21 protein-coding genes and 5 tRNA genes are annotated in these 24,235 nt (G+C 68.0%); 4 read left to right on the top strand and 22 right to left on the bottom strand.

From position 1 onward, the window contains the following. Positions 1-161: 161 nt before the first annotated feature. The 7 genes from hflX to rlmE form a co-directional block, all read right to left on the bottom strand. A complete protein-coding gene (hflX, locus tag CJ022_RS04120; protein WP_101925409.1) occupies positions 162-1,481 on the bottom strand; it encodes a ribosome rescue GTPase HflX in 1,320 nt (439 codons plus the stop codon). 21 nt (positions 1,482-1,502) lie between these two features. Beyond that, positions 1,503-1,784 (bottom strand): RNA chaperone Hfq, encoded by a 282-nt coding sequence (gene hfq, locus CJ022_RS04115; protein ID WP_101925408.1) that lies wholly within the window; start codon positions 1,782-1,784, stop codon positions 1,503-1,505. Positions 1,785-1,957: 173 nt separating this feature from the next. Then, on the bottom strand, positions 1,958-2,911 hold the full coding sequence (gene miaA, locus CJ022_RS04110) for a tRNA (adenosine(37)-N6)-dimethylallyltransferase MiaA (RefSeq protein WP_101925407.1): 954 nt from the start codon (positions 2,909-2,911) through the stop codon (positions 1,958-1,960). Between the two features lie 26 nt (positions 2,912-2,937). After that, on the bottom strand, positions 2,938-4,449 hold the full coding sequence (putP, locus tag CJ022_RS04105) for a sodium/proline symporter PutP (protein ID WP_233198590.1): 1,512 nt from the start codon (positions 4,447-4,449) through the stop codon (positions 2,938-2,940). 117 nt (positions 4,450-4,566) lie between these two features. Next, positions 4,567-5,466, bottom strand: a complete 900-nt coding sequence (gene folP, locus CJ022_RS04100) for a dihydropteroate synthase (RefSeq protein ID WP_101925486.1) — start codon at positions 5,464-5,466, stop codon at positions 4,567-4,569. A gap of 367 nt (positions 5,467-5,833) precedes the next feature. Continuing rightward, positions 5,834-7,759 (bottom strand): ATP-dependent zinc metalloprotease FtsH, encoded by a 1,926-nt coding sequence (ftsH, locus tag CJ022_RS04095; RefSeq protein WP_101925406.1) that lies wholly within the window; start codon positions 7,757-7,759, stop codon positions 5,834-5,836. Positions 7,760-7,813: 54 nt separating this feature from the next. Then, on the bottom strand, positions 7,814-8,446 hold the full coding sequence (rlmE, locus tag CJ022_RS04090; RefSeq protein WP_101925405.1) for a 23S rRNA (uridine(2552)-2'-O)-methyltransferase RlmE: 633 nt from the start codon (positions 8,444-8,446) through the stop codon (positions 7,814-7,816). Between the two features lie 90 nt (positions 8,447-8,536). Between rlmE and yhbY the strand changes: the two genes are divergently transcribed. Next, the gene (gene yhbY / locus CJ022_RS04085) at positions 8,537-8,842 is read left to right on the top strand and encodes a ribosome assembly RNA-binding protein YhbY (RefSeq protein WP_101925404.1); all 306 of its coding nucleotides are present in this window, start codon (positions 8,537-8,539) and stop codon (positions 8,840-8,842) included. A 10-nt stretch (positions 8,843-8,852) separates the two neighbouring features. Beyond that, positions 8,853-9,227: an Mth938-like domain-containing protein gene (locus CJ022_RS04080; RefSeq protein ID WP_101925403.1), complete on the top strand. Its 375-nt coding sequence runs from the start codon at positions 8,853-8,855 to the stop codon at positions 9,225-9,227. Positions 9,228-9,639: 412 nt separating this feature from the next. Here the strand turns inward: CJ022_RS04080 and CJ022_RS04075 are convergent, their stop codons facing one another. From CJ022_RS04075 to surE, 4 genes are read right to left on the bottom strand one after another with little or no spacing between them, the layout of a single operon-like run. Next, positions 9,640-10,383, bottom strand: a complete 744-nt coding sequence (locus tag CJ022_RS04075) for a peptidoglycan DD-metalloendopeptidase family protein (protein WP_199171430.1) — start codon at positions 10,381-10,383, stop codon at positions 9,640-9,642. Then, the gene (locus tag CJ022_RS04070) at positions 10,380-10,964 is read right to left on the bottom strand and encodes a YqaA family protein (RefSeq protein ID WP_101925401.1); all 585 of its coding nucleotides are present in this window, start codon (positions 10,962-10,964) and stop codon (positions 10,380-10,382) included. Before CJ022_RS04070 ends, CJ022_RS04075 begins: the two co-directional genes overlap by 4 nt. Next, on the bottom strand, positions 10,964-11,659 hold the full coding sequence (locus CJ022_RS04065) for a protein-L-isoaspartate(D-aspartate) O-methyltransferase (RefSeq protein WP_101925400.1): 696 nt from the start codon (positions 11,657-11,659) through the stop codon (positions 10,964-10,966). The genes CJ022_RS04070 and CJ022_RS04065 overlap by 1 nt, the downstream gene beginning before the upstream one ends. Next, entirely contained in the window at positions 11,656-12,438 is a 783-nt protein-coding gene (gene surE / locus CJ022_RS04060; protein ID WP_101925399.1) for a 5'/3'-nucleotidase SurE, read from the bottom strand. The genes CJ022_RS04065 and surE overlap by 4 nt, the downstream gene beginning before the upstream one ends. Positions 12,439-12,597: 159 nt before the next feature. Between surE and CJ022_RS04055 the strand changes: the two genes are divergently transcribed. Continuing rightward, complete coding sequence (locus CJ022_RS04055; protein WP_101925398.1) at positions 12,598-13,146, top strand: Smr/MutS family protein; 549 nt, start codon at positions 12,598-12,600, stop codon at positions 13,144-13,146. A 108-nt stretch (positions 13,147-13,254) separates the two neighbouring features. On the opposite strand, the gene lon is transcribed toward CJ022_RS04055, so the two are convergent. The 9 genes from lon to CJ022_RS04010 all read right to left on the bottom strand — a co-directional run bounded on the left by lon (position 13,255) and on the right by CJ022_RS04010 (position 20,535). Beyond that, entirely contained in the window at positions 13,255-15,711 is a 2,457-nt protein-coding gene (lon, locus tag CJ022_RS04050) for an endopeptidase La (protein ID WP_101925397.1), read from the bottom strand. A 231-nt stretch (positions 15,712-15,942) separates the two neighbouring features. Then, positions 15,943-17,229 carry an ATP-dependent Clp protease ATP-binding subunit ClpX gene (gene clpX, locus CJ022_RS04045; protein ID WP_101925396.1) on the bottom strand — a complete coding sequence of 429 codons (1,287 nt, stop codon included), beginning with the start codon at positions 17,227-17,229 and terminating at the stop codon, positions 15,943-15,945. A gap of 102 nt (positions 17,230-17,331) precedes the next feature. Further along, positions 17,332-17,958 carry an ATP-dependent Clp endopeptidase proteolytic subunit ClpP gene (gene clpP / locus CJ022_RS04040; protein WP_101925395.1) on the bottom strand — a complete coding sequence of 209 codons (627 nt, stop codon included), beginning with the start codon at positions 17,956-17,958 and terminating at the stop codon, positions 17,332-17,334. 62 nt (positions 17,959-18,020) lie between these two features. Then, positions 18,021-19,328, bottom strand: coding sequence for a trigger factor (tig, locus tag CJ022_RS04035; RefSeq protein ID WP_101925394.1), 1,308 nt, complete (start codon positions 19,326-19,328; stop codon positions 18,021-18,023). A gap of 402 nt (positions 19,329-19,730) precedes the next feature. Then, positions 19,731-19,815: transfer RNA gene (locus tag CJ022_RS04030), tRNA-Leu, on the bottom strand. Positions 19,816-20,074: 259 nt separating this feature from the next. Further along, positions 20,075-20,150: transfer RNA gene (locus tag CJ022_RS04025), tRNA-Lys, on the bottom strand. Between the two features lie 72 nt (positions 20,151-20,222). Further along, positions 20,223-20,299, bottom strand: a tRNA-His gene (locus CJ022_RS04020). Between the two features lie 50 nt (positions 20,300-20,349). Then, a tRNA-Arg gene (locus tag CJ022_RS04015) sits at positions 20,350-20,426 on the bottom strand. 32 nt (positions 20,427-20,458) lie between these two features. Continuing rightward, a tRNA-Pro gene (locus CJ022_RS04010) sits at positions 20,459-20,535 on the bottom strand. A gap of 155 nt (positions 20,536-20,690) precedes the next feature. Between CJ022_RS04010 and CJ022_RS04005 the strand changes: the two genes are divergently transcribed. After that, positions 20,691-21,452, top strand: coding sequence for a Bax inhibitor-1/YccA family protein (locus CJ022_RS04005; protein ID WP_101925393.1), 762 nt, complete (start codon positions 20,691-20,693; stop codon positions 21,450-21,452). Between the two features lie 285 nt (positions 21,453-21,737). On the opposite strand, the gene CJ022_RS04000 is transcribed toward CJ022_RS04005, so the two are convergent. Continuing rightward, entirely contained in the window at positions 21,738-23,069 is a 1,332-nt protein-coding gene (locus tag CJ022_RS04000; protein WP_101925392.1) for a Na+/H+ antiporter NhaC family protein, read from the bottom strand. Between the two features lie 156 nt (positions 23,070-23,225). Then, positions 23,226-24,233: an isocitrate dehydrogenase gene (locus tag CJ022_RS03995; protein ID WP_101925391.1), complete on the bottom strand. Its 1,008-nt coding sequence runs from the start codon at positions 24,231-24,233 to the stop codon at positions 23,226-23,228. Positions 24,234-24,235 lie beyond the last annotated feature (2 nt).

Here is a 24,235-nt window from a genome sequence, read left to right as displayed (position 1 = left end):
CCTGCACGCGATTTCGCCCGGTCGGGCGACCCGCCCTCACGCCCTGAGGCGCGCCTGCAGATGCCGGACGGACCGCGTGTTGCCCGGTCCGTCCCGCAGGAATGGGGATGTCACCCGCCCGCTTCAATCGCACGGCGTGATGCCGTGGCGATTGCCCTTGATCAGAACGTGTCGTCGTCTTCCGGCGGCAGGAGCGGGCGCAGCGGCGCGCCGTCGTCCTGCGACGCCAGCTTCGCCGCGTCGGCCAGCGCCATGTCGATGTCCAGATGCCAGCCGGCCTCGTCGATCTGCTCGCTGCGCACCGCGTCCAGCGCATGCAGGCGCGCGTGCAGGCGTCCGGCGCTGGTCGGCAGTTGCAGCGTGCCGACGACGCGACGCAGGCCCAGGCGCTTGGCCAGCGCCTGCGACAACAGATCCAGGCCCAGCCCGTCGCGCGCGGAAATCCACACGCTCTCGCGCTTGACGTCGTCGGCGGTGTTGTCCGGGTCTTCGTCGTACCGCGGCAGCGCGCCGTCGATCCGGTCGATCTTGTTGAACACCAGCAGCTGCGGCAAGTCGCCGGCGCCGATCTCGCCCAGCACCTTGTCGACCTGCTCGATGCGCTCGTTGCGCAGCGGATCGGCGGCGTCGATGACGTGCAGCAGCAGGTCCGCCTCGCGGGCCTCGCTCAGCGTCGAGCGGAACGCGGCGACGAGTTCGTGCGGCAGGTCGCGGACGAAGCCGACGGTATCGGCCATCACCACCGAGCCGCCGGACAGGTCGACGCGGCGCACGGTGGGATCGAGCGTCGCAAACAGCTTGTCGGCCGCATACGCATCCGCGCCGGACAGCGTGTTGAACAGCGTCGACTTGCCGGCATTGGTGTAACCGACCAGGGCGATGCGCGGCATTTCGCTGCGGACGCGCGCGCGGCGCATCTGGGTGCGCTGCACCTCGACCTTGTCGAGCCGTGCCTGCAGCTGTTCGAGCCGCTTCTGCAGCAATCGGCGGTCGGTCTCGAGCTGGGTTTCGCCCGGGCCGCGCAGGCCGATCGAGCCGCCGCGCTGGCGCTCCAGATGGGTCCAGCCACGGACCAGGCGCGTGGCCATGTGGCGCAGCTGGGCCAGCTCGACCTGCAGCTTGCCTTCGTGGCTGCGCGCACGCTGCGCGAAGATGTCGAGGATCAGGCCCGTGCGGTCGACGACGCGACGCTCGAGATACTTCTCGAGGTTGCGTTCCTGGCCTGGCGACAGCCGGTGATTGACGAGGATCAGGTCGGCGCCGGTCGCTTCCGCGGCCGCCTTCACTTCCTCGAGCTTGCCGCTGCCGATCAGGGTCGCGGCGTTGGGCTTGTCGATCCGCGCCGGGATGACCGCGGCGACGGAGGCGCCGGCCGAGCGGGCGAGTTCGGAAAATTCCTCGAGCGCGCCTTCATCGGCAGGCCCATGGGCATGGGGCTGGATCAGCAGCGCGTTTTCACCCTTGCGGGAGCGTTCAAACAAATGCGTTCAAGCCTCGTCGGATCATTCGGACTGTTCCGGCAGCTCGTCGCCATCCTCGCCTTCCGAGGACTGGACGAAACCGCCGCCTGGCGCCACGCGCACGTTGCGCGCCGGCACCACGGTCGAGATCGCATGCTTGTAGACCATCTGGCTCACGGTATTGCGGAGCAACACCACGAACTGGTCGAACGACTCGATCGTGCCCTGCAGTTTGATGCCATTGACGAGGTAAATCGAGACGGGCACACGCTCGCGGCGCAGTGCGTTCAGGAAAGGATCCTGCAAGGATTGTCCTTTGGACATGGTGTTCCCCAGCGTTGGTTGTTGTTGTTGTCGGCTGCTGGCCGCATCGCCTCCACTCCCCGTGGGCGGCGACCCCTCGATGTTACACAACCGTTGCGTCGTTCGCGTGCCCCGCACGCCGCGGTGACGGGCGTGCCGGCACGAATGTGCGGAAGCGTGACGCGTCGCGGCGTTCAGGCCAGGAAACGCGCAATCGTGTCGTCGAGACGCGCGCCGTCGGTCGCCGGATCGAACCACGCGACCTCGCCCTGCCCGCGCAGCCAGGTCAGCTGGCGCTTCGCCAGCTGCCGGGTCGCGGCGATCGCGCGTTCGCGGAATGCGGCGGCATCGTCACGGCCGTCGAGGAATTCCCAGGCCTGGCGGTAGCCGACGGCGCGGATCGCCGGCAGCTCCAGCGGCGCCGGATGCGCGCGCAGCGCGGGCAGCGCACGCAGCGCCCGCACTTCGTCGAGGAAACCGGCCGCGAGCATCGCGTCGAAGCGCTGCGCGATACGCGCATGCAGCACGTCGCGGCCGGTCGGTGCGATGACGACGCGGCAGACGCGCGCGGGAAACGGCGGCGCCTCCGACGGCATGCGCTGCCAGGTGCTGATCGGCACGCCGGTCAGGCGATGCACTTCCAGCGCCCGCTGGATGCGCTGCGGATCGCCCGGCTTGATGCGCGCGGCCGCGTCCGGGTCGAGGGACGCCAGCTGCGCATGCAGCGCGGGCCAGCCGAGCGATTCGGCCTCGGCGGCGATATGCGCGCGTGTCGCCGGATCGGCCGGCGGCATCGGCGAGAGTCCGTCGAGCAGCGCGCTGAAATAGAGGCCGGTGCCGCCGGCCAGGATCGGCAGACGCCCGCGCTGCAGGATGTCGGCGACCGCGGCGCGTGCATCGTCGGCGAATTCGGCCGCGGAGTACGTCTGCCAGGGATCGCGCAGGTCCAGCATGTGATGCGGCACCTGCGCGCGTTCCGCGGCGTCGGGCTTGGCCGCGCCGATCTCGAGGCCGCGGTACACCAGCGCCGAATCGACGCTGACGATCTCGCCGCCGAAGCGGCGCGCCCAGTCCAGCGCGCGTGCGGTCTTGCCCGACGCGGTCGGGCCCATCAGCACGATCGCCGGCGGTCGCGGGTCGGCAGCCATGGCGGGCGACGCGGCCGCGGCGCGCGTCAGTAGCCGGTTTCCCGCAGCGACAGCCGCACCTGCTGGTGCGTCGCCTGGACCTGCGCCGGTGGCGCCGGGCCCAGCAGGCTGACGACGATGATCGCCAGCGTGCCGACCGCGAAGCCGGGCACGATTTCGTACAGGCCCGAGCCCAGCTGTTCGACCGCGATCTGCTTCCACGCGACCACCGTCACCGCGCCGAGCACCATGCCCGCGAGCGCGCCGTTGCGCGTCATCCGCTGCCAGAACAGGGCCAGCAGCACGACCGGACCGAACGCCGCGCCGAACCCGGCCCAGGCATAGGACACCAGGCCGAGCACGCGGCTGTCCGGATCCCGCGCCAGCCACAGCGCGACGAGCGCGATCAGCAGCACGCTGGCGCGGCCCACCCAGACCAGCTCGCGCTGGCTGGCGTCCTTGCGCAGGAACCCGCGATAGAAGTCTTCCGACAGCACGCTGGAACACACCAGCAGCTGGCTCGACAGCGTGCTCATCACCGCGGCGAGGATCGCCGACAGGATCACGCCCGCGACCCAGGGGTTGAACAGCAGCTCGACCAGGGTGATGAAGACGCGCTCGGCGTTCGCCTCGACCGGTCCGGCCTGTTCCGGATGCTGCTGGAAATACGCGATGCCGAGGAAGCCGACGATCAGCGACCCGAGCAGGCACAGCACCATCCACGACATGCCGATGCGGCGCGCGGCGGGAATCGTGTGCACGCTGCCCGCCGCCATGAAGCGCGCCAGGATGTGCGGCTGGCCGAAGTAGCCCAGCGCCCAGGCCAGCAGCGAGATGATGCCGACGAGGCCCAGTTCGCCACCGCGCGACCACGACAGGCGCGACGGATCGACGCTGCGGATCAGCTCGGCGCTGGACTCGAAGCCGCCCGTCGTCATGTAGACGATGACCGGCGTCAGCAGCAGCGCGAACAGCATCAGCACGCCCTGGGCGACGTCGGTCCAGCTGACCGCGAGGAAGCCGCCGATCAGCGTGTAGAGGATGGTCACCGCCGCGCCCCACCAGATGGCCTGGGCGTAGGGCAGACCGAACACGCTTTCGAACAGGCGCGCACCGGCGACGACGCCCGAGGCGCAGTAGACCGCGAAGAACACCAGGATCACGACCGCCGAGATCACGCGCAGCAAGCGGCTGCGGTCCTCGAAGCGGTGGGTGAAGAAGTCCGGCAGCGTCAGCGCATTGCCGACGCGCTCGGTGTAGACGCGCAGCGGGCCGGCGACGAACCGCCAGTTGAGATAGGCGCCGCCGATCAGGCCGATCGCGATCCAGGCCTCCGACACGCCGCCCAGGTACATCGCGCCCGGCAGGCCCATCAGCAGCCAGCCGCTCATGTCCGACGCACCCGCCGACAGCGCGGTGACGCCGGGGCCGAGGCTGCGCCCGCCGAGGATGTAGTCGTCGAAATTCTTGGTCGATCGCCATGCCACGACGCCGATCATCACCATGGCCACGAGATAGACCACGAAGGTCACGATCAGCGGCGTACTGGCAGTCATCATCGAATGGTTCCCCCTCCTGAAACGACACACACCGCCCGGACGGGCGGTGCGATGTGGACGCCACAGGTTACCGCACTGCCTCGCTGCAACCCCAGCGCGCGGCCCGTGCGGACCGGCTCAGGCGTCGTCGGGCCAGACGATCGCCGGGGGCGCGACGGCCTGGCGCGGCATCGGCACCGCGTCGACCGCGGCCCAGATCTTCAGGGCATCGACGGTCGCGGCGACATCGTGGACGCGCAGCAGGCGCGCGCCGCGCTGGGCGGCGATCAGGTGCGCGGCGACGGAGCCCGCGACGCGTTCGGCAGGCACCTCGCGGCCGGTCAGCTCGCCGATGCTGCGCTTGCGCGACAGGCCCGCGAGCACCGGGACGCCGAGTTCGAGGAACCGCGCGAACTGCGCCAGCAGCGCCAGGTTGTGCGCGGTGGTCTTGCCGAAGCCGAAGCCCGGATCGACGACGATGCGCTTGCGATCGATGCCGGCCATCTCGGCCGAGAAGATGCGCTCCGCGAGGAAGCGGTGGACCTCGCCGACGACATCGTCGTAATCGGGCGCCGCCTGCATCGCGCCGGGCTCGCCCTGCATGTGCATCAGCACCACCGGCACGCCGAGCTCGGCCGCGGCCGCCATCGCACCGTCGCGGCGCAGGCCGTGGACATCGTTGATCAGGCCGGCGCCTGCGGCGACCGCGGCGCGCATGACCTCCGGCTTCGAGGTGTCGATGCTGATCGGCACTGCCGTCGCACGCGCCAGGCCTTCGATGACGGGGATCACCCGGCGCAGCTCTTCCTCGATCGGGACCGCCTCGGCGCCCGGCCGGGTCGATTCGCCGCCGATGTCGAGGAGGTCGGCGCCTTCGGCCGCCAGGCGCAGGCCATGCGCGATCGCCGCGTCGGTCGTGTCGTGGGCACCGCCGTCGGAGAAGGAATCCGGGGTGACGTTGACGATGCCCATGACCCGCGGCACGTCGAGCCGCAGCACGCGGCCCTTGCAGTCGAGCTGGGGGGCGGTATCGAACATCGGCAGCACCTGCACATCGCGGAGGGTCCGCCGATTGTCGCGGCTCTGCCGCGGCGTGCCCAGCAGCCCGTGGCCAGACCGCGCCGTACGACCGGTGACTCGACACAAGACCAGCCCGCCCTCCCCTGCAGGAGCGCGCTCGCGCGGGACCGAGTCCTCTGTCATCACCCTGACGACGCGGCCTCGGTCGCATCACGCCCGACCGCAGATCCGCCAATGGCCGTACCCGGGCAGTCACCTCGCGCGCGAGCGCGCGCTTGCAGCACGCCTGCCGCTGCACCCGCGCGGCGCATCGCCACGCAATCCGCCAACAAAAAAAGCGGCCCGAAGGCCGCCTTTTTCGACACACGCGGAGCCAGGGCTCGCGTCAGGACTGCTCGGCCGGTCCGCCGATCGGCGGCAGGGGACGCTTACCACCCGCGTCGTCGCCGTCGCCCTTGCCCTTGTTGCTGTTCGACTTGCCCCAGCCCATCGGCGGCGGCGGCTCGCGGCCTTCCATGATCGCGTCGATCTGCGGCACGTCGATGGTCTCGTACTCGAGCAGCAGCTTCGACATCGCATGCAGCTTGTCGAGGTTCGCGGTCAGGATCTCGGTCGTGCGGTTGTAGGCCTTGTCGAGGATCGTGCGCACGACCTCGTCGATCTTGCGCGCGGTGTCATCGGACACGCTCTTGTGCTGCGTGACCGAGCGGCCGAGGAACACCTCGTCGTCCTCTTCGCCATAGGCGATCGGGCCGAGTTCGTCGGACAGGCCCCACTTGGTGACCATGTTCCGCGCCATCTTGGTCGCACGCTCGATGTCGTTGGACGCACCGGTGGTGACCTTGTCGCCACCGAAGATCAGCTCTTCCGCAACCCGACCACCGTACAGCGAGCACAGCTGCGATTCGATCGCCACACGGTTCATCGAGTACTTGTCGCCTTCCGGCAGGTACATCGTGACGCCGAGGGCGCGGCCGCGCGGAATGATCGTGACCTTGTAGACCGGATCGTGCTCGGGCACGAGACGACCGACGATCGCGTGGCCGGCCTCGTGGTAGGCGGTCAGCGTCTTCTCGTCCTCGCTCATCGCCATCGAACGGCGCTCGGCGCCCATCAGGATCTTGTCGCGGGCGCGGTCAAAGTGGTCCATGCGGACCTCCTTGCCGTTCTCGCGCGCCGCGAACAGCGCCGCCTCGTTGACGAGGTTCGCCAGGTCCGCACCCGAGAAACCGGGCGTACCCCGGGCGACGACGAGCGGCTGCACGTCCTCGTCCAGCGGGACCTTGCGCATGTGCACTTTCAGGATCTGCTCACGGCCCTTGACGTCCGGCAGGCCCACGACGACCTGGCGGTCGAAACGGCCCGGACGCAGCAGCGCCGGATCGAGCACGTCGGGACGGTTGGTCGCGGCAACGACGATCACGCCCTCGCCACCCTCGAAGCCGTCCATCTCGACCAGCAGCTGATTGAGGGTCTGCTCGCGCTCGTCATGCCCGCCGCCCAGACCGGCGCCGCGATGACGGCCCACGGCATCGATTTCGTCGATGAAGATGATGCACGGCGCCTGCTTCTTGGCCTGCTCGAACATGTCGCGCACGCGGCTGGCGCCGACGCCGACGAACATCTCGACGAAGTCCGAACCCGAGATCGAGAAGAACGGCACCTTGGCTTCGCCGGCGATCGCCTTGGCGAGCAGGGTCTTGCCGGTACCGGGCGGTCCGACCATCAGCACGCCGCGCGGGATCTTGCCGCCGAGCTTCTGGAAGCGAGACGGATCGCGCAGGAACTCGACCAGCTCCGACACTTCTTCCTTGGCCTCGTCGCAACCGGCGACGTCGGCGAAGGTGATCTTGGTCTGCTCTTCATTGAGCAGCTTGGCGCGGGACTTGCCGAAGGACATCGCGCCCTTGCCGCCGCCCTGCTGCATCTGCCGCATCATGAAGAACCAGAAGCCGATGATCAGCGCGACCGGCAGCAGCTGGATCAGGATGTAACCCAACGAGATGCCGCTCGACGGCTTGGCCTGGTCGATCGCGACGTTGTGGTTCATCAGGTCGTCGATCAGGCGATCGTCGCGACGCGGCGCGATGACGGTGCCCGACTGGCCACCCTTGCTCTCGAAGGTGATCGTGCGCTCGTCCTCGGCGATCTTCACCGAGCTGATCTGGTCACGACGGACCTGCTCCATGAACTGCGAGTACTGGACGTCCTGCCCGCTGGCGCCCGTTTGGGGGCTGAAGCTCTGGAAGATCACCATCAGCACGACGGCGACCACGACCCAGAGCAGCAGATTCTTGACCAGATCGTTCATGTTTCGGGGTTCTCGTGAAGAGTGCGGTGGAGCGCTTGGTGCATCGGGGCCATGCTACTTCATCGTCGCCAGCTTGCCCGTCGCGAGGGCATAGACCTCCGACGAGCGCTGCCGCGACGCGGCGGGTTTGCGGATCACCAGCCGGGTGTAACGCCGGCGCAGCTCCCGCACGTACGCATCGAACTCGGTGCCCTGGAACAGCTTGATCAGGAAATTGCCGCCGGGCCGCAGATGGTGGTCGGCGAAATCCATCGCCAGTTCCGCCAGATGCATCGCCCGCGGCTGGTCGACCGCATCGATACCACTCTTGTTGGGGGCCATGTCGGACAACACAAGGTCGACCTGATGCCCGCCCAGTGCCGCTTCCAGCGCCTGGAGCACCGCATCCTCGCGGAAGTCGCCGTGCAGGAACTCCACGCCGGCGAGCGAAGGCATCTCCAGGATGTCCAGCGCGATGACCCGGCCGGTATCGCCCAGCGCCTGCCGCACCCACTGCGACCAGCCGCCCGGGGCGGCGCCCAGGTCGACGACGACCATGCCCGGCTTCAGCAGCCGGTCACGCTCGACGAGTTCCTCGAGCTTGTACGCGGCACGCGAACGCAGGCCCTCGGCCTGCGCCTTCTTCACGAAGGGATCGGAGAAATGTTCTTTCAGCCAGCGCTGGCTGCTTTTGCTGCGGGAGGCCATCTGCAGGCTCGAAGCGACGACGGGCCGGGGGAGGCCCCGGGGGAGCATGATATCCTGCCGGTCGTTTCCATTCCTGCGACCGGTTCACCCATGAGTAATGCCCTGACCGCTGCCCAGAACCGATTTCTGCGCGGCCAGGCACACGGCATCAAGGCGATGCTGCAGGTCGGCGGCAAGGGCATCACCGACGCTTTGATCGCCGAGATCGATGCCGCGCTCGAACATCACGAGCTCATCAAGGTGAAGGTCGGTGCCGCGGACCGCGACGAGCGCGACGCGATGATCGCGACGCTGACCGAGCGGACCGGCGCCGCACTGGTCCAGCGCATCGGCCACGTGGCCATCCTGTACCGCCAGAGCACCGACCGCCGCCAGATCGTGCTCCCGCGCGCTTGAGGCCATCGCGGTGCAACTGGTTCTCGACCGTCCCGACTTCGACTACGTGCTCCGCGGCGCCGACGGGCGCAGCGCGCGCGTCAACGATCGCGTGCTGACGGCCAGCTTCGTCCTCGGTCCGCACGATCTGGTCGAGGACTGGCCGGTGACCGACATCCGCGCGCTCGACGTCGAGGCCCTGGCCACGATCCTCGATCTGCAGCCCGAAGTCGTGCTGATCGGCACCGGCGAAACCCAGGCCTTCCCCTCGCCCGCGACGATGGCCGCGTGCCTGTCGCAGGGCATCGGCCTGGAAGCGATGACCAACGCCGCCGCCGCCCGCACCTTCAACGTGCTGGCGAGCGAAGGCCGCAAGGTAGTCGCGGGATTCGTGCTCGCCGGTTGAGCGGGTCCGGCGCGTTGTCGCCGTCGTCTCTCGTCGGCCCAGTTGCTACGAGGCACCTTCCGCTCCCGCACCTCTAGGAGTGCGCTCGCGCACGATGCTCGATCCATCTTCAGATGGCCCGCCGCGGCGCGCGGCGGGCAGCCCCTGACCTGCGTCCGCGGGGGTAACGCGTCGAAGGCGGGCGATCGCGGTCCATACCGCCGCGACGTCCGGTAAACGCGAGACGCGCAACGTGACGCGAGAAGGAAACCGCGAAGGCAGGTGCGAATCAGCTCGCGCTACGCACGCGTTTCGAGACGGCTGCGGATGGAAACGCTTACCGTGTGAACGGATGACGCCACGCCGTTCGCGTCCTACTCCGACGGCATCGATACCGCGTCACGCTGGGGCCGGGTTGGGTTCTTCTGCTGGATCAGCGCGCCGGCAGATACGACAGCGGATCGACCGGCTTGCCGTTGTAGCGGATCTCGAAGTGCAGCATGTCGCGCGCGGCGCCGCTGCGGCCCATCTCGGCGATCTGCTGGCCGGCGCTGACACGGTCGCCTTCGTTGACCTTGCGGGTGCGGTTGTGGCCGTAGGCCGTCAGCCACTGCTCGTTGTGCTTGACGATGATCAGCTCGCCATAGCCGACGAGGCCCGAACCGGAATACACGACCGTGCCCTCGGCGGCCGCGCTAACGGGCTGCCCGCCGGTGCCGCCGATGTCGACGCCCTGCTTGGTCGGCTCGCCCGCCGTGAAGCGGCCGATGACCTGGCCGTCCGTCGGCCACTGCCAGCGGAACGGACTCTGCGCCGGCGGCGCAGCGGCCGGTTGCGGCGGCGCCCGGGTCGGACGCACCGGCGCAGTCGCACGGCCCGAGGTCGGACGCGTGGTCGACGCGGTCGCCCGCGACGTGCCGCCCGAGGGATACAGGCGCAGACGCTGGCCGGGATAGATCGTGTACGGCGCGGCGATGTTGTTCCACATCGCCAGATCGAGCGCGCTGATGCCGTTGTTGGTCGCGATCCTGTACAGCGTGTCGCCGCGTTGGACCGCCACCGACTGGCCCGGACGGGGCGTCGAAGACGACGCCGCGCTGCCGCCTTCGCGGATCACGCGACTGCTGCCGCATCCGGCGAGCAGCAGCATCGACAACAGCACCACCACAATCCTCATCGACGCCACTCCATCCAGATCAGACCCACCACCACCAGCGCGACCATCCACCAGCCGAGCCATTCGATATACCGCCGCAGCACCGGTTCGACGCGCGGTCCGCCCCAGGCCATCAGGCCGGCGACGAGGAAGAAACGCGCGCCGCGTCCGAACAGCGAACCGGCGAGAAACGGTAACAGTCCCACACCGAGCGAACCCGACGCGATCGTGAACACCTTGTACGGGATCGGCGTGAATGCCGCGAGGAATACGAACAGCATGCCGTGGTGCAGGAAGAGCGCCTGCACCCGGGCGAACGTCGCCTCCCATCCCATCTGCACGATCCACGGCCAGACCAGATCCAGCGCGTAATGGCCCAGCAGATAGCCGAGCAGACCGCCCGCGACGGAGCCCAGCGTGCACAGCAGGGCATAGCGCCACCAGGACCGCGGCCGCGCGAGCGCCATCGGCGCGAGCATGACGTCGGGCGGAATCGGGAACACCACCGATTCGGCGGCGCTCAACGTCGTCAGGTACCAGGGCGCGTGCGGGTGACGCGCCCACTGCAGGCAGCGCGCGTACAGCGACCCGAACAATCGCATCAGTCCACGAACCCCGACAGCAGCGGCACGAAGGCCACTGCGGCGACGTCCTGCTGCACGATCGCGCCGTCCACGTCCTTGCGCAGCACCAGCAGGCGCTGCGCGCCGGGCGCGCCGACCGGTGCGACCAGGGTGCCGCCGGGCGCGAGCTGTTCCGACAGCGCCTCGACCAGCGCCGGCCCGGCCGCGGTCACGATGATGCCGTCGAAGGGGCCGTTCTCCGGCCAGCCGATGCGACCGTCGTCGTGCTTGCTGCGCACGTTGAGACCCAGCGCGCGGAACCGCTTGCGCGCGACGCGCAGCAGTTCGCCGATCCGCTCGACGGTGTGCACCTGGATGCCGAGTGCGGCGAGGATCGTCGCCTGGTAACCGGAGCCGGTACCGATCTCGAGCACCTTCTCGGGCGTGCCGTCGGCGAGCAGCGCCTCCGTCATCTTCGCGACGACCCAGGGCTGGGAGATGGTCTGGCCGTGCCCGATCGGCAGCGCGGTGTCCTCGTAGGCGCGCGTCGCCAGCGCCTCGTCGACGAACAGGTGCCGCGGCACGGTCCGGATCGCGTTGAGCACGCGCTCGTCGACGATGCCGCCGCCCGGATGGGTGCCGTCGCGCAGACGCTCGATCAGCCGGTCGCGGACCCGCTGCGAGGTCATGCCGACCCCGATCGCTTCGGGTTGCAGCCGCAGACGCGCGGTCATGCCTGGGTCGCCTTCAGATCCGCCTCGAGTCCGCCGACCCAGCTCGCCACGTGTTCGAGCGCCTGGTAGCGGGTCAGATCGACGTGGATCGGCGAGATCGCGATGTGCTTCGTGCGCACGGCATGGAAATCGGTGCCGGGGCCCGCGTCCTGCTCGGCGCCCGCCGCGCCGATCCACCACCAGGTGCGGCCGCGCGGATCGTCGATCGACGTGCACGGCTCGGCGCGATGGCGGTTGCCGAGGCGCGTGACCTCGAACCCCGCGAGATCGTGCCAGGCCACGTCGGGCACGTTGACGTTGAGGATGGTGTCGGCCGGCAGCGGATCGGCCTTCAGCCGCGCGACGATCTCGACCGCGGCGCGCGCGGCGGTCGCGTAATGGCGTCCATCGTGGTTCTCGGTGACCAGCGACATCGCGACCGCGGGCAGGCCGAGGAAGCGCCCTTCCATTGCCGCGGCGACGGTGCCCGAATAGATCACGTCGTCGCCGAGGTTCGCGGTGTTGTTGATGCCCGACACCACGATGTCCGGCTCGAGATCGAGCAGGCCGGTGATCGCGACATGCACGCAGTCGGTCGGCGTGCCATGCACCCGCCAGGTGCAGTCGTCGACCTGGATCACGCGCAGCGGCATGTCGAGCGTCAGCGAATTGCTCGCACCCGAACGGTCGCGATCGGGCGCGACGACCAGCACCTCGTGACCTGCGTCGCGAAGCCCTTGGGCGAGAATCCGGATGCCGGGGGCGTCGACGCCATCATCGTTGCTGACCAGTACGCGCATGAATCGTTCTGCTGGACCTGGGTGTCGTGGGACAGTGCGCACATGATACCGGATGGGTCGGATCCGCCCCACCCGCGCGCCCGTCGCGTGCGACCCGCGCCGCTGCGAACGTCCACGCTGCACACTGCATCACGCACGCATCCGAGCTACGCTGCCGCCATGAGCGCGCCCCACGATTCCGAGCACGACGACGATGCGGCGCTGTTCCGCGCCGCGATCGGGCCGGTGCGCGAACTGCCTGCGACGCCGACCCCGCCGCGTGCACCGCCACCGCGGCCGAGCACCCGCATGGCCGAACGCGACGACGCGGAAGCGCGCAGTGAATTCCGCCAGCTGCTCGATGGCCCGCTGCTGCAGGCGGGCGACTCGATGCAGTACCGGCGCGACGACGTGCCCGCGCGGGTGCTGCGCAGGCTGGGCCGCGGCGAATACGCGGCGCAGGAAGAACTGGACCTGCACCACAGCAATGCCGACCAGGCCACGGCCCTGTTGCGGTTGTTCCTGCGCGACGCGGTCGACGTCGGCATCGGCTGCGTGCGCATCATCCACGGCAAGGGCCGCAACTCGTCGCCCGACGCACCGATCCTGAAGAACCTCGTCGATCGCGTGCTGCGCCAGCGCGCCGACGTGCTGGCCTTCCACACCGCGCCCGGCGCCCAAGGCGGGACCGGCGCGGTGCTGGTGCTGCTGCGGCCCAGACAGCGCTGACGCGCGCCGATCCATTCCGCCAGCCCCACGCCGCACCACCGGTCCACCAATGAAAACGGCCGCCCCTGCTGGTGCAGGCACGGCCGTCCGGACTCACGACACGCAGGCTCAGTGCTTCACGCGCGTCCGCTTGCTGCCTTCGGTCTTGGGCAGCACTTTCGCGCGACCCTTGCCGGTCGTGCCCTTCGGCGTCGGCGGTGGCGGCACCGGGCGCTCCAGCGCCAGGTCGAGCACCTCGTCGATGTACTTGACCGGCATGATGCGCATGCCGTCGGTGACGTTCTTCGGGATGTCGGCCAGATCCTTGCGGTTCTCCTCCGGGATGATCACCGTCTTGATGCCACCGCGCAGCGCCGCCAGCAGCTTCTCCTTGAGGCCGCCGATCGCGGTCACGCGGCCACGCAGGGTGATCTCGCCGGTCATCGCCACGTCGGCGCGCACCGGGATCTTGGTCAACAGCGACACGAGCGTCGTCGCCATCGCGATGCCGGCACTGGGGCCGTCCTTCGGGGTCGCGCCATCCGGCACGTGGATGTGGATGTCGTGCTTCTGCAGCGAGTCGAGCTCGATGCCGAGCTGTTCGGCGCGCGAACGCACCACCGACATCGCCGCCGAGGCCGATTCCTTCATGACGTCGCCGAGCTGGCCGGTCAACGTCAGCTGGCCCTTGCCCGGCACCTGCGTCGCTTCGATCTGCAGCAGGTCGCCACCGACCTCGGTCCAGGCCAGACCGGTGACCAGCGCGACCTCGTTGTCCTGCTCCGCGCGACCGAAGTCGTAGCGCTGTACACCCAGGTACTTGTCGAGGTTCTTGTCGGTGACCTTGATCGACTTGATGCCCTTGGCACCCTTGCCCTTCGTCGCGACGGGACCGGCGAGCGCGATCTCCTTGACCACCTTGCGGCAGATCTTGGCGATTTCGCGCTCGAGGTTGCGCACGCCCGACTCGCGCGTGTAATAGCGCACGATGTCGCGGACCGCACTCTCGGCGACCTTCAGTTCGTCGTCCTTCAGACCGTTCGCCTTGAGCTGCTTGGGCAGCAGATAGCGCATGGCGATGTTGAGCTTCTCTTCCTCGGTGTAGCCGGGGATGCGGATCACTTCCATGCGGTCGAGCAGCGGGCCGGGGATGTTCAACGAGTTCGACGTCGCGACGAACATCACCTCGGACAGGTCGAGATCGACCTCGAGGTAGTGGTCGTTGAACGCGCTGTTCTGCTCCGGATCGAGCACTTCGAGCAGGGCCGAGGCCGGATCGCCGCGGAAATCCATCGACATCTTGTCGATCTCGTCGAGCAGGAACAGCGGGTTCTTCGTGCCGACCTTGTTGAGGTTCTGCACGATGCGCCCCGGCATCGAACCGACGTAGGTACGGCGATGGCCGCGGATCTCGGCCTCGTCGCGCACGCCGCCCAGCGACATGCGCACGAACTTGCGATTCGTCGCCTTGGCGATCGACTGGCCCAGCGACGTCTTGCCGACGCCGGGCGGGCCGACCAGGCACAGGATCGCGCCCTTCATCTGCTTCACGCGCGTCTGCACCGCGAGATATTCGAGGATCCGGTCCTTGACCTTCTCCAGCCCGTAATGGTCGGCGTCGAGCGTGTCCTGCGCGACCTTGAGGTCCTTGCGCACCTTGCTGCGCTTCTTCCACGGCACGCCGAGGATCCAGTCGAGATAGTTGCGCACGACCGACGCCTCGGCCGACATCGGCGGCATCTGCTTGAGCTTGTTGAACTCGGCCTTGGCCTTGGTCTCGACAGCCTTGGGCATGCCCGATTCGGCGATCTTGCGGGCGATTTCCTCGATGTCGTTCGGCGCATCGTCGATCTCGCCGAGCTCCTTCTGGATCGCCTTCATCTGCTCGTTGAGGTAGTACTCGCGCTGCGACTTCTCCATCTGCGACTTCACGCGGCCGCGGATGCGTTTCTCCATCTGCTGCACGTCGATCTCGCCGTCGACGAAGCCGACCAGCAGCTCGAGCCGGTCGGCGGTGTCGATCGATTCGAGCAGGCGCTGCTTGTCCGACAGGCGCACGCCCAGATGCGCGGCGATGGTGTCGGCGAGGCGACCGGGCTCGTCGATGCCGGCCAGCGTCTGCAGCAGCTCCGGCGGCAGCTTGCGGTTGGTCTTGACGTACTGCTCGAACAGGCTCATCAGCGAGCGGGCGATCGCCTCGACCTCGCGCGGCTCGCGGCCTTCGACCGCATCGACCGGCGTGCCGGTACCGGTCAGGGCGCCGTCGTCTTCACGGATGTCGCGAAGCGCGACGCGCTCGGTGCCCTCGACTAGGACCTTGATCGTGCCGTCGGGCAGCTTGAGCAACTGCAGCACCGTCGCCAGCGTGCCGACCTGGTAGAGATCGTCGGCGCCGGGGTCGTCGGTTTCGGCGGATTTCTGCGCGACCAGCAGGATGCGCTTGTCGGCTTCCATCGCGATGTCGAGCGCGCGGATCGACTTGTCGCGGCCGACGAACAGCGGAATCACCATGTGGGGGAACACCACGACGTCGCGGAGCGGCAGCACCGGCAGGTCGTAGCTCGTGGGGGCGGTGCGCTGGCTCATGTGGTTCCTCGTGATTCCGTCGGGCCGGGAGTGCCGGCAGTGCGGCCTCTCGGCCGCCTCGCTTTCGTTATGGGGCGCCCGCTGCGTCGATGCAAGCGCATTTTCCGGCCCCAGACGAAAACGCGCCGCGACCCGTCAGGGTGCGGCGCGTCAGGGGGCGTGACAGCGGGACTTCGCGGCGCCGGACACCCGGACGCAAGGCGACCGGAACGGTCCGTCCCGGAGGTGTCCTCAGTCGCCCGAGGCGACCTTCTGCTCGGTCGCCGGCGTTTCGTAGATCAGGTACGGCTCGGACTTGTGCTCGATGACCGACTCGTCGACGACGACCTTGCTGACGTTCTCCAGCGACGGCAGCTCGTACATCGTGTCGAGCAGCACCGATTCGACGATCGTGCGCAGGCCGCGCGCGCCGGTCTTGCGCTTGATCGCCTTCTTCGCGATGGCCGTCAGCGCATCCGGGCGGAACTCCAGCTCCACGCCTTCCATCTCGAAGAGCTTGCGGAACTGCTTGCTGATCGCGTTCTTGGGCTCGGTCAGGATCTGCACCAGGGCCGCTTCGTCGAGTTCCTCGAGCGTGGCGCCCACCGGCAGGCGACCGACGAACTCGGGGATCAGACCGAACTTGATCAGGTCCTCGGGCTCGACGTCCGCCAGCACCTTGCCGGTATCGGTCTTGCGCTCGGAACTCTTCAGCTTCGCCCCGAAGCCGATGCCACTGGCGTCGGTGCTGCGCGCCTGGATCACCTTGTCGAGGCCGGCGAACGCGCCGCCGACGATGAACAGGATGTTCTTGGTGTCGACCTGCAGGAACTCCTGCTGCGGATGCTTGCGGCCACCCTGCGGCGGCACGCTGGCCACGGTGCCCTCGATCAGCTTCAGCAGCGCCTGCTGCACGCCCTCGCCCGACACGTCGCGGGTGATCGACGGGTTCTCGCTCTTGCGCGAGATCTTGTCGATTTCGTCGATGTAGACGATGCCCTGCTGGGCTTTCTCAGGGTCGTAGTCGCACTTCTGCAACAGCTTCTGGATGATGTTCTCGACGTCCTCACCGACGTAACCGGCTTCGGTGAGCGTCGTCGCATCGGCCATCGTGAACGGCACGTTGAGCAGCCGCGCCAGCGTTTCGGCCAGCAGCGTCTTGCCCGAACCGGTCGGGCCGATCAGCAGGATGTTCGACTTGGCCAGCTCGACCTCGTCGTTCTTGCTGCGGCTCTCGATGCGCTTGTAGTGGTTGTAGACCGCGACGGCGAGGGTCTTCTTCGCCCGGCGCTGGCCGATCACGTACTGGTCCAGCACCTCGAGGATCTCGCGCGGCTTCGGCAGCGAGCTGCGCGCCGACTGGGCCTTCTCCTCGAGTTCCTCGCGGATGATGTCGTTGCAGAGCTCCACGCACTCATCGCAGATGAACACGCTTGGACCCGCAATCAGCTTGCGCACCTCATGCTGGCTCTTTCCGCAGAAGGAGCAGTAGAGGATCTTGGTGCTGTCGCCGGAACGACCCTGACGGTCTTCGCTCATGCCTTCGCCAAATCTGTATTGCGGTTTCGTTTCGAGAATAGCACAGCGTCCGGCACCGCCAACCCGACGGCGCCGTCCCGCAGTGCCTTTGGAATCAGTCGCTTACGACGGCTGGATCGACTCTTCCGGACGCCGCTCGAGCACCTGGTCCACCAGACCGTACTCGCGCGCGGCCTGGGCGCTCTTGAAATTGTCGCGCTCGGTGTCGCGCGCGATCGTCTCGTAGGGCTGGCCGGTGTGGTGCGCCATGATCTCGTTGAGACGCTGCTTCATCGACAGGATCTCGCGGGCATGGATGTCGATGTCGGTCGCCTGGCCCTGGAAGCCGCCCAGCGGCTGATGGATCATCACCCGCGAGTTCGGCAGCGCGTAACGCTTGCCGGTGGTGCCCGCTGACAACAACAACGCGCCCATGCTGGCGGCCTGGCCGATGCATGTGGTGCTGACGTCCGGCTTGACGAACTGCATGACGTCGTAGATGGCCATGCCCGAGGTGACGACGCCACCGGGCGAGTTGATGTAGAGGTTGATGTCCTTCTCGGGATTCTCGGCCTCGAGGAACAGCATCTGCGCGACGATGACGTTCGCCATGTGGTCGTCGATGCCGCCCACCAGGAAGATGATGCGCTCCTTCAGCAGGCGCGAGTAGATGTCGTACGCGCGCTCGCCGCGGCTGGTCTGTTCGACCACCATCGGCACCAGGTTGAGGGCTTTCGTCTCGATGCTCATGAATCAATCCCAGTCGGGTGAACCGTCCGGCCGATACGGCCGGACGATGCGGAAGCCGGGCCTCAGGCCTGCGGGCTGATGGCTTCCTGGAAGGTCAGCGACTGCTCCGTGTGTTCGGCGCGCTCGGCGATCCAGTCGATCACCTGCTCTTCCATCACGCGGTTCTGCAGTCCGGACATCAGTTTGGGGTCGTTGCGGTACATCTCAATGACCTGCTGCGGCTCCTCGTAGGTCGAGGCGATCAGGCGCATCGTTTCGTTGACGCGCTTCGGATCCAGCTTCAGGTCGTGCTTGCGGGCGACCTCGCCGACCAGCAGGCCGACCAGCACGCGCTTGCGCGCCGGCTCGACGAAGCCCTGGTGCGCGTCGGGACCGACATTCGGGTTCTGGCCACGGCGACGGGCCTCGTCGGTGGTCTGGCGCAGCAGCGACTTCGCCTCGGCCTCGACCAGCTTCGGCGGCAGCTCGACGTGCGAGAACGCAGCCACCAGCTGTTCGCCGACTTCGCGACGCAGACGGTTCATCAACGCGCCCTTGAGCTCGCGCTCGAGGTTGTTGCGGATCTCGGTGCGGAACTGCGCCATCTCGCCGCTCTTGACGCCGAAACTGCGGATGAACGCGCCGTCGACCTCGGGCAGCTGCTCCTCGGATACCTGCTCGATCTTGACGTGCACCTGGGCCTGCTTGCCGGCCAGCTGCGGCACCCGCCAGTCGGCCGGGAACGTCACGTCGAGCGTCTTCTCGTCGCATTTCTGCATGCCGACCAGCGCGTCCTCGATCTCGGGGAACATCGCGGCCGAGCCCAGCACGGTCACGCCGCGCTCGGCGCCTTCGGCCGGCAGGCGCTCGTCGCCGATCTGCGACCAGGTCTCGACGTCGACCGCGTCGCCCTGCTTGGCGCCGCGGGTCACCGCGCTCCAGCTGCGGCGCTGCATGCGCAGGTTCTCGATCATGCGATCGATGTCGTCCTCTGCCACTTCGGCCGTGTGGCGGACGACGCTGAGCTTGGTCAGGTCCAGCTCGCCGAAGTCCGGCACGATCTCGAACGTGGCGACGAAGGCCAGCTCGCTCGCATCCTCGGCATCGCTCGGGGTGATCTGCGGCGCGCCTGCCAGACGCAGCGCGTTGTCGCGCACGGCCTGGTCGAAGCCCTCGCGCAGCAGGTTGTCGAGCACTTCGGCGCGGACCTGCTCGCCGAAACGCTGTTCGACGACCTTGGCCGGCACCTTGCCGGGACGGAAGCCCTTGAGTCGCGTGGTCCGCGCGATTTCGCGCAGGCGCCCGCCGACCTGGGTCTCCAGACGTTCGGATGGCACGCGGAACGTCATCTTGCGTTCCAGGCTGCCCAGCGATTCGACCGAAACTTGCATATCCACTCCTGCGCTTGCGGCAACCGCCGCACCACGTCTGACTTGTTGGGAAGGTGACCCGGTCGCCCGCGACGCGTCCGGAAACGGGGTGCGGGCGACGGAACGGGATAGTTTGGCCGATTCGCCGCCGAGCCGCCACCGCCGCGGTATGGCCCGCGAGCCGCGTGCGGGAATCAGGCGATCCCGGCCTGAGCCCGCGGGGCCCTGTTCTCACGGCCGCCAGGTCCTGGGCTTCCCGATGCACCAGTATCGGCGATCGGGCCACTCGCCCTGTCGCCAGGAGCTCGGCGCGGCGCAGGGGATTCGAGCACAACGCCCTCGCGCGGCTCCAATGTCTCGGGCGCTTGGGCATGGGCGCGAGCGCGCGTTCGTCACCCCGGTCCGCTCGGACTCCACTCGGGCTGGTGCGAAAGGCGGGACTCGAACCCGCACGCCTTGCGGCACTGGCACCTAAAGCCAGGGCGTCTACCAATTCCGCCACTTTCGCGTTTCCGGCCACACAGCCAGCAGCCGCGCGCATCGTAGACGATCCCGCGCCGCGCGCGCATCTGTCCGACTGGCGCCGCCCGGCGCACGGCCAGGTCCGAGCCGACTCTTCCCGGGGCGCACCTTCGGTACTGGCTAGCGAATCGCGCCCTCGCATACGACAGGCGCGGAACGCAGGATCCGGACCAGGGAACCCCGGAGCCGGTTCGCGCGATGACCCAAACGAAAATGCCCGGCCGAAGCCGGGCATTCCGTCGAACTGGTGGGCCGTCAAGGATTCGAACCTTGGACCTATTGATTAAGAGTCAACTGCTCTACCAACTGAGCTAACGGCCCGATGAAGCGGGCGCGCAGTGTACGCAACTCTGCGCGCGCGGGCAACACCTGCGGTGCGACCCGATGACACTGTGGGGTGGCTGAGGGGACTCGAACCCCCGACCACTGGAATCACAATCCAGAACTCTAACCAACTGAGCTACAGCCACCACAGAAACACGAAACCCGTCCGTACCACCGAAACCGATCCAAACGCGACTGGCGCGCCCGACAGGAATCGAACCTGTAACCCCCGACTTAGAAGGTCGGTGCTCTATCCGGTTGAGCTACGGGCGCCAGTCCGCATGATAAGCGGTACCGGTACCCGGTGGTCGGGGTAGAGGGATTCGAACCCCCGACATCCTGCTCCCAAAGCAGGCGCGCTACCAGACTGCGCTATACCCCGGAACAAGCGGTCGAACCCGACCCCGACACGGCCAGGCCGTACGAAGGGCGCAATTGTCCGGGCCGACGTGCACGCTGTCAACGCAGCGCAGCATTCCATGGCGCCGTGTATCCTCGCGACTGGCCATTTCCACGTCACCACAGGGGTTCCATCCAATGCGCAGCGGCAATCCGACCCTCAAGGAATCGACCTTCCTCGATCTCGCCAGCGGCAGCGTCGTCTCCCGCTCCGGCGAAGCGATGACGGTCAACGGCACCGTCAACAAGACCGGTTTTCTGCTGCTGCTGACCATCCTGACGGCCGCGTTTGCATGGTCGCAGGTGGAATTCGGCACCGACGGCCGGCCGCAGCCCGGTTTCGGCATGTACATGTGGGGCGGCGCGATCGGCGGCTTCGTGATCGCGATGGTCACCGTGTTCAAGAAGGAGTGGTCCCCGGTCACCGCGCCGCTGTACGCGCTGGTCGAGGGTTTCTTCCTCGGCGCGATCTCGGCGATGTACAACTTCATGTACGAAGGCATCGTGCTGCAGGCGGTGATGCTGACCTTCGGCACCCTGTTCGCGCTGCTGTTCGCGTACCGCAGCGGCCTGATCAAGGCGACCGAGAACTTCAAGCTCGGCGTGGTCGCCGCGACCGGCGGCATCGCCCTCGTCTATCTGGCGACGATCGCGCTCGGTTTCTTCGGCATCAACATCCCGCTGATCCACGAGTCGGGTCTGGTCGGCATCGGCTTCAGCCTGTTCGTCATCGTCATCGCCGCGCTGAACCTGGTGCTGGACTTCGACTTCATCGAAACCGGCGTCGAACAGGGCGCGCCGAAGTACATGGAGTGGTACGGCGCGTTCGGCCTGATGGTCACGCTGGTGTGGCTCTACATCGAGTTCCTGCGCCTGCTGTCGAAGCTGCAGCAACGCTGAGGCTTCTCACGCCGTAACTGGAAAAGGCGCCGAACGGCGCCTTTTTCTTTGGGGACGGATGACGCCGGGCGAGATAGTGCGTGGCGTCGTTGCAGGTCCGCGCCTGGGCGCGACCCGACGTCCCGGGACTGCCGGTCGCGCGCGAGCGCGCTCCTACGGGACGCGGTGCCTCTCGCGCCCAGGCGCCGCGATATCCCGTCGCGCGACAAGTACGAACCTCTCCTTGCCTGAAGCGCGCCGACTCGAAGAACCGGTTGCCCTGCCCGTCCTGCGACCGCCACAGTCTCAGCCGCGCGTTGCCGGCGGTGGCACCGCCGCCGGGTCGCCGCGAGTCGGCCAGGCGATGAACGCGATCGCGACCAGGGCGAGCATCCAGCAGTAATGCACGCTGCCGGCGAGCACCAGCGGCGAGACCGACGCCAGCGACGCGGCCAGCAGGATCTGCGCGCCGTAGGGCAGCACGCCCTGGGCCACGCACGCGAAGATGTCCAGCAGGCTCGCTGCGCGCCGCGGGCTGATGGCGTGCTCGATCGCGATGTCGCGCGCGACACTGCCGCTGACGAGGATCGCGACGGTGTTGTTGGCCGTGAACACGTCCGCCGCGGTCGACAGCGCGGCAATGCTGAATTCTCCGGTCCGCCGGCCCTTCCGGCCGCGCGCCAGCCTGCCGATCTGCTGCGCCAGCCAGTCCAGGCCGCCGCAGGCCTTGGTCAGCGCGCTGAGTCCGCCGATGAGCAGCGACAGCAGCAGGATCTCGATCATGCCCTCGAAGCCGCTCCAGATGTCGCCGACCAGCGGCACCACGCCGTAATCGGCCGCGAACACGAACCCGAAGCCGCCGGCCAGCACGATGCCCAGGCCGAGCACGACGAGCACGTCCACGCCGGCCAGCGCGAGTGCAAGCACGATCACGTAGGGCAGCATCAGCCACGGCGACGCGGTCGAGTTCGATTCGATCGGTGAGGCGCTGCCCAGCGCACCGAGGATCACGATCGTCGCCAGCGCCGCCGGCAGCGCGATCCGGAAGTTCTCGCGGAACTTGTCGCGCATCTGCGCGCCCTGGGTGCGGGTCGCGGCGATCGTGGTATCGGAAATCACCGACAGGTTGTCGCCGAACATCGCGCCGCCGATGACCGCACCGACGACCAGCCCGAGATCGAGACCCGAGCCGTCCGCGACGCCGATCGCGATCGGCACCACCGCGGCGATCGTACCCATCGACGAGCCGATCGACAGCGAGATCAGCGCCGACAGCACGAACAACCCGGGCAGCACCAGCGCGGCGGGCACGAGGCCGAGGCCGTTCGACACCACGGCGTCGACCGCGCCGATGGCGCTGGATACGTAGGCGAACGCGCCGGCCAGCAGGAAAATCAGGCACATCAGCACGATGTTCGGATCGCCCATGCCGCGCAGCAGGGTCTGCTGCACGTCCAGTCCGCGGCGACGGGCCAGCCACGCGGCCAACGCCAGCGCCGGCAGGATCGCGACCGGCGCGCGCAGCTGGTAGAAGCCCATCGCCTCGCCCTGGGCGGTGAAGTACAGGCCGGCGCCGAAGAACAGCGCGAGAAACAGCAGCAGCGGCGTCAGCGCGAGCGCGCTGGGGCGGACGGTCATGCAGGCATCCCCGGAAACGAAGCCGCATTGTGCGCACGAAGCGCGGGCGCGTCATGCCGGCCGGCAGGATGCTCGCACATGAAAAACGGGACGCCGAAGCGTCCCGTCCTGGATCGGTTCACGATGTCGACCGGCGCATCCCGGCCGCGGCGCGCGTCAGAGACGCGAAGCGATCGCCTTGGCGAAGGCCATGGTGTTGCCGGTGCCGCCGAGGTCCGGCGTCACGCCGTCCTTGGCATCGAGCGTGGCGACGATCGCCTTGCGCAGGCGCTCGGCCTGCTCGGGCAGCGCCAGATGGTCGAGCATCTGCGCGGCGGCGAGCAGCAGCGCACACGGGTTCGCGACGCCCTTGCCGGCGATGTCCGGCGCCGAACCATGGACGGCTTCGAAGATCGCCGCGTCGGTGCCGATGTTGGCGCCCGGGGCCAGACCCAGACCGCCGACGAGGCCGGCGCACAGGTCGGAGATGATGTCGCCGAACAGGTTGGTGGTCACGATGATGTCGAACTGCTCGGGACGCATCACCAGCTGCATGCAGGTGTTGTCGACGATCATCTCGTTGGCTTCGATGTCCGGATACTCGGCCGCCACTTCGCGCGCGACCTTCAGGAACAGGCCAGACGTGCTCTTGAGGATGTTGGCCTTGTGGACGATCGTGACCTTCTTGCGACCGGTCTTGCGCGCCAGCTCGAACGCGTAGCGCACGATGCGGTCCGAGCCCTTGCGGGTGATGCGCGTCACCGACACCGCGGTCTCGCCATCGGCCGAGGTTTCCTGGCCTTCGCTGATGTAGGAGCCTTCGGTGTTCTCGCGGATCGTGATCAGGTTGACGCCGCTGTCGAACCGCGAGCGCGTGTTCGGGAACGACGTCGCCGGGCGCACGTTGGCGTACAGATCGAACTGGCGACGCAGCTCCACGTTGATCGAGCTGAAGCCACCGCCGACCGGCGTGGTGAGCGGGCTCTTGAGCGCGATCTTGTTGCGGCGGATCGACTCCATCGTCGCGGCGGGCAGCAGTTCGCCGTGCTTTTCCAGCGCCATCAGGCCGGCGTCGGCGTCCTCGTAGGTCAGGCCGAGCTGCATCGCGTCGAGGACATGGAGCGTGGCGTCCATGATTTCCGGGCCGATACCGTCGCCGCGGATGACCGTGATCGTGTGGGTCATGA

This window comes from Luteimonas rhizosphaerae, assembly GCF_002849595.1.
Taxonomy (GTDB): Bacteria; Pseudomonadota; Gammaproteobacteria; order Xanthomonadales; family Xanthomonadaceae; genus Luteimonas; species Luteimonas cellulosilyticus.
This window is presented reverse-complemented; position numbering and strand designations above follow the sequence as displayed.

Excerpts from the sequence above, each read along its gene's own strand:
- hfq (WP_101925408.1), bottom strand. The coding sequence starts at position 1,784 with ATGTCCAAAGGACAATCCTTGCAGGATCCTTTCCTGAACGCACTGCGC.
- miaA (WP_101925407.1), bottom strand. The coding sequence starts at position 2,911 with ATGGCTGCCGACCCGCGACCGCCGGCGATCGTGCTGATGGGCCCGACC.
- putP (WP_233198590.1), bottom strand. The coding sequence starts at position 4,449 with ATGATGACTGCCAGTACGCCGCTGATCGTGACCTTCGTGGTCTATCTC.
- folP (WP_101925486.1), bottom strand. The coding sequence starts at position 5,466 with ATGTTCGATACCGCCCCCCAGCTCGACTGCAAGGGCCGCGTGCTGCGG.
- ftsH (WP_101925406.1), bottom strand. The coding sequence starts at position 7,759 with ATGAACGATCTGGTCAAGAATCTGCTGCTCTGGGTCGTGGTCGCCGTC.
- rlmE (WP_101925405.1), bottom strand. The coding sequence starts at position 8,446 with ATGGCCTCCCGCAGCAAAAGCAGCCAGCGCTGGCTGAAAGAACATTTC.
- yhbY (WP_101925404.1), top strand. The coding sequence starts at position 8,537 with ATGAGTAATGCCCTGACCGCTGCCCAGAACCGATTTCTGCGCGGCCAG.
- CJ022_RS04075 (WP_199171430.1), bottom strand. The coding sequence starts at position 10,383 with ATGAGGATTGTGGTGGTGCTGTTGTCGATGCTGCTGCTCGCCGGATGC.
- CJ022_RS04070 (WP_101925401.1), bottom strand. The coding sequence starts at position 10,964 with ATGCGATTGTTCGGGTCGCTGTACGCGCGCTGCCTGCAGTGGGCGCGT.
- CJ022_RS04065 (WP_101925400.1), bottom strand. The coding sequence starts at position 11,659 with ATGACCGCGCGTCTGCGGCTGCAACCCGAAGCGATCGGGGTCGGCATG.
- surE (WP_101925399.1), bottom strand. The coding sequence starts at position 12,438 with ATGCGCGTACTGGTCAGCAACGATGATGGCGTCGACGCCCCCGGCATC.
- CJ022_RS04055 (WP_101925398.1), top strand. The coding sequence starts at position 12,598 with ATGAGCGCGCCCCACGATTCCGAGCACGACGACGATGCGGCGCTGTTC.
- lon (WP_101925397.1), bottom strand. The coding sequence starts at position 15,711 with ATGAGCCAGCGCACCGCCCCCACGAGCTACGACCTGCCGGTGCTGCCG.
- clpX (WP_101925396.1), bottom strand. The coding sequence starts at position 17,229 with ATGAGCGAAGACCGTCAGGGTCGTTCCGGCGACAGCACCAAGATCCTC.
- clpP (WP_101925395.1), bottom strand. The coding sequence starts at position 17,958 with ATGAGCATCGAGACGAAAGCCCTCAACCTGGTGCCGATGGTGGTCGAA.
- tig (WP_101925394.1), bottom strand. The coding sequence starts at position 19,328 with ATGCAAGTTTCGGTCGAATCGCTGGGCAGCCTGGAACGCAAGATGACG.
- CJ022_RS04005 (WP_101925393.1), top strand. The coding sequence starts at position 20,691 with ATGCGCAGCGGCAATCCGACCCTCAAGGAATCGACCTTCCTCGATCTC.
- CJ022_RS04000 (WP_101925392.1), bottom strand. The coding sequence starts at position 23,069 with ATGACCGTCCGCCCCAGCGCGCTCGCGCTGACGCCGCTGCTGCTGTTT.
- CJ022_RS03995 (WP_101925391.1), bottom strand. The coding sequence starts at position 24,233 with ATGACCCACACGATCACGGTCATCCGCGGCGACGGTATCGGCCCGGAA.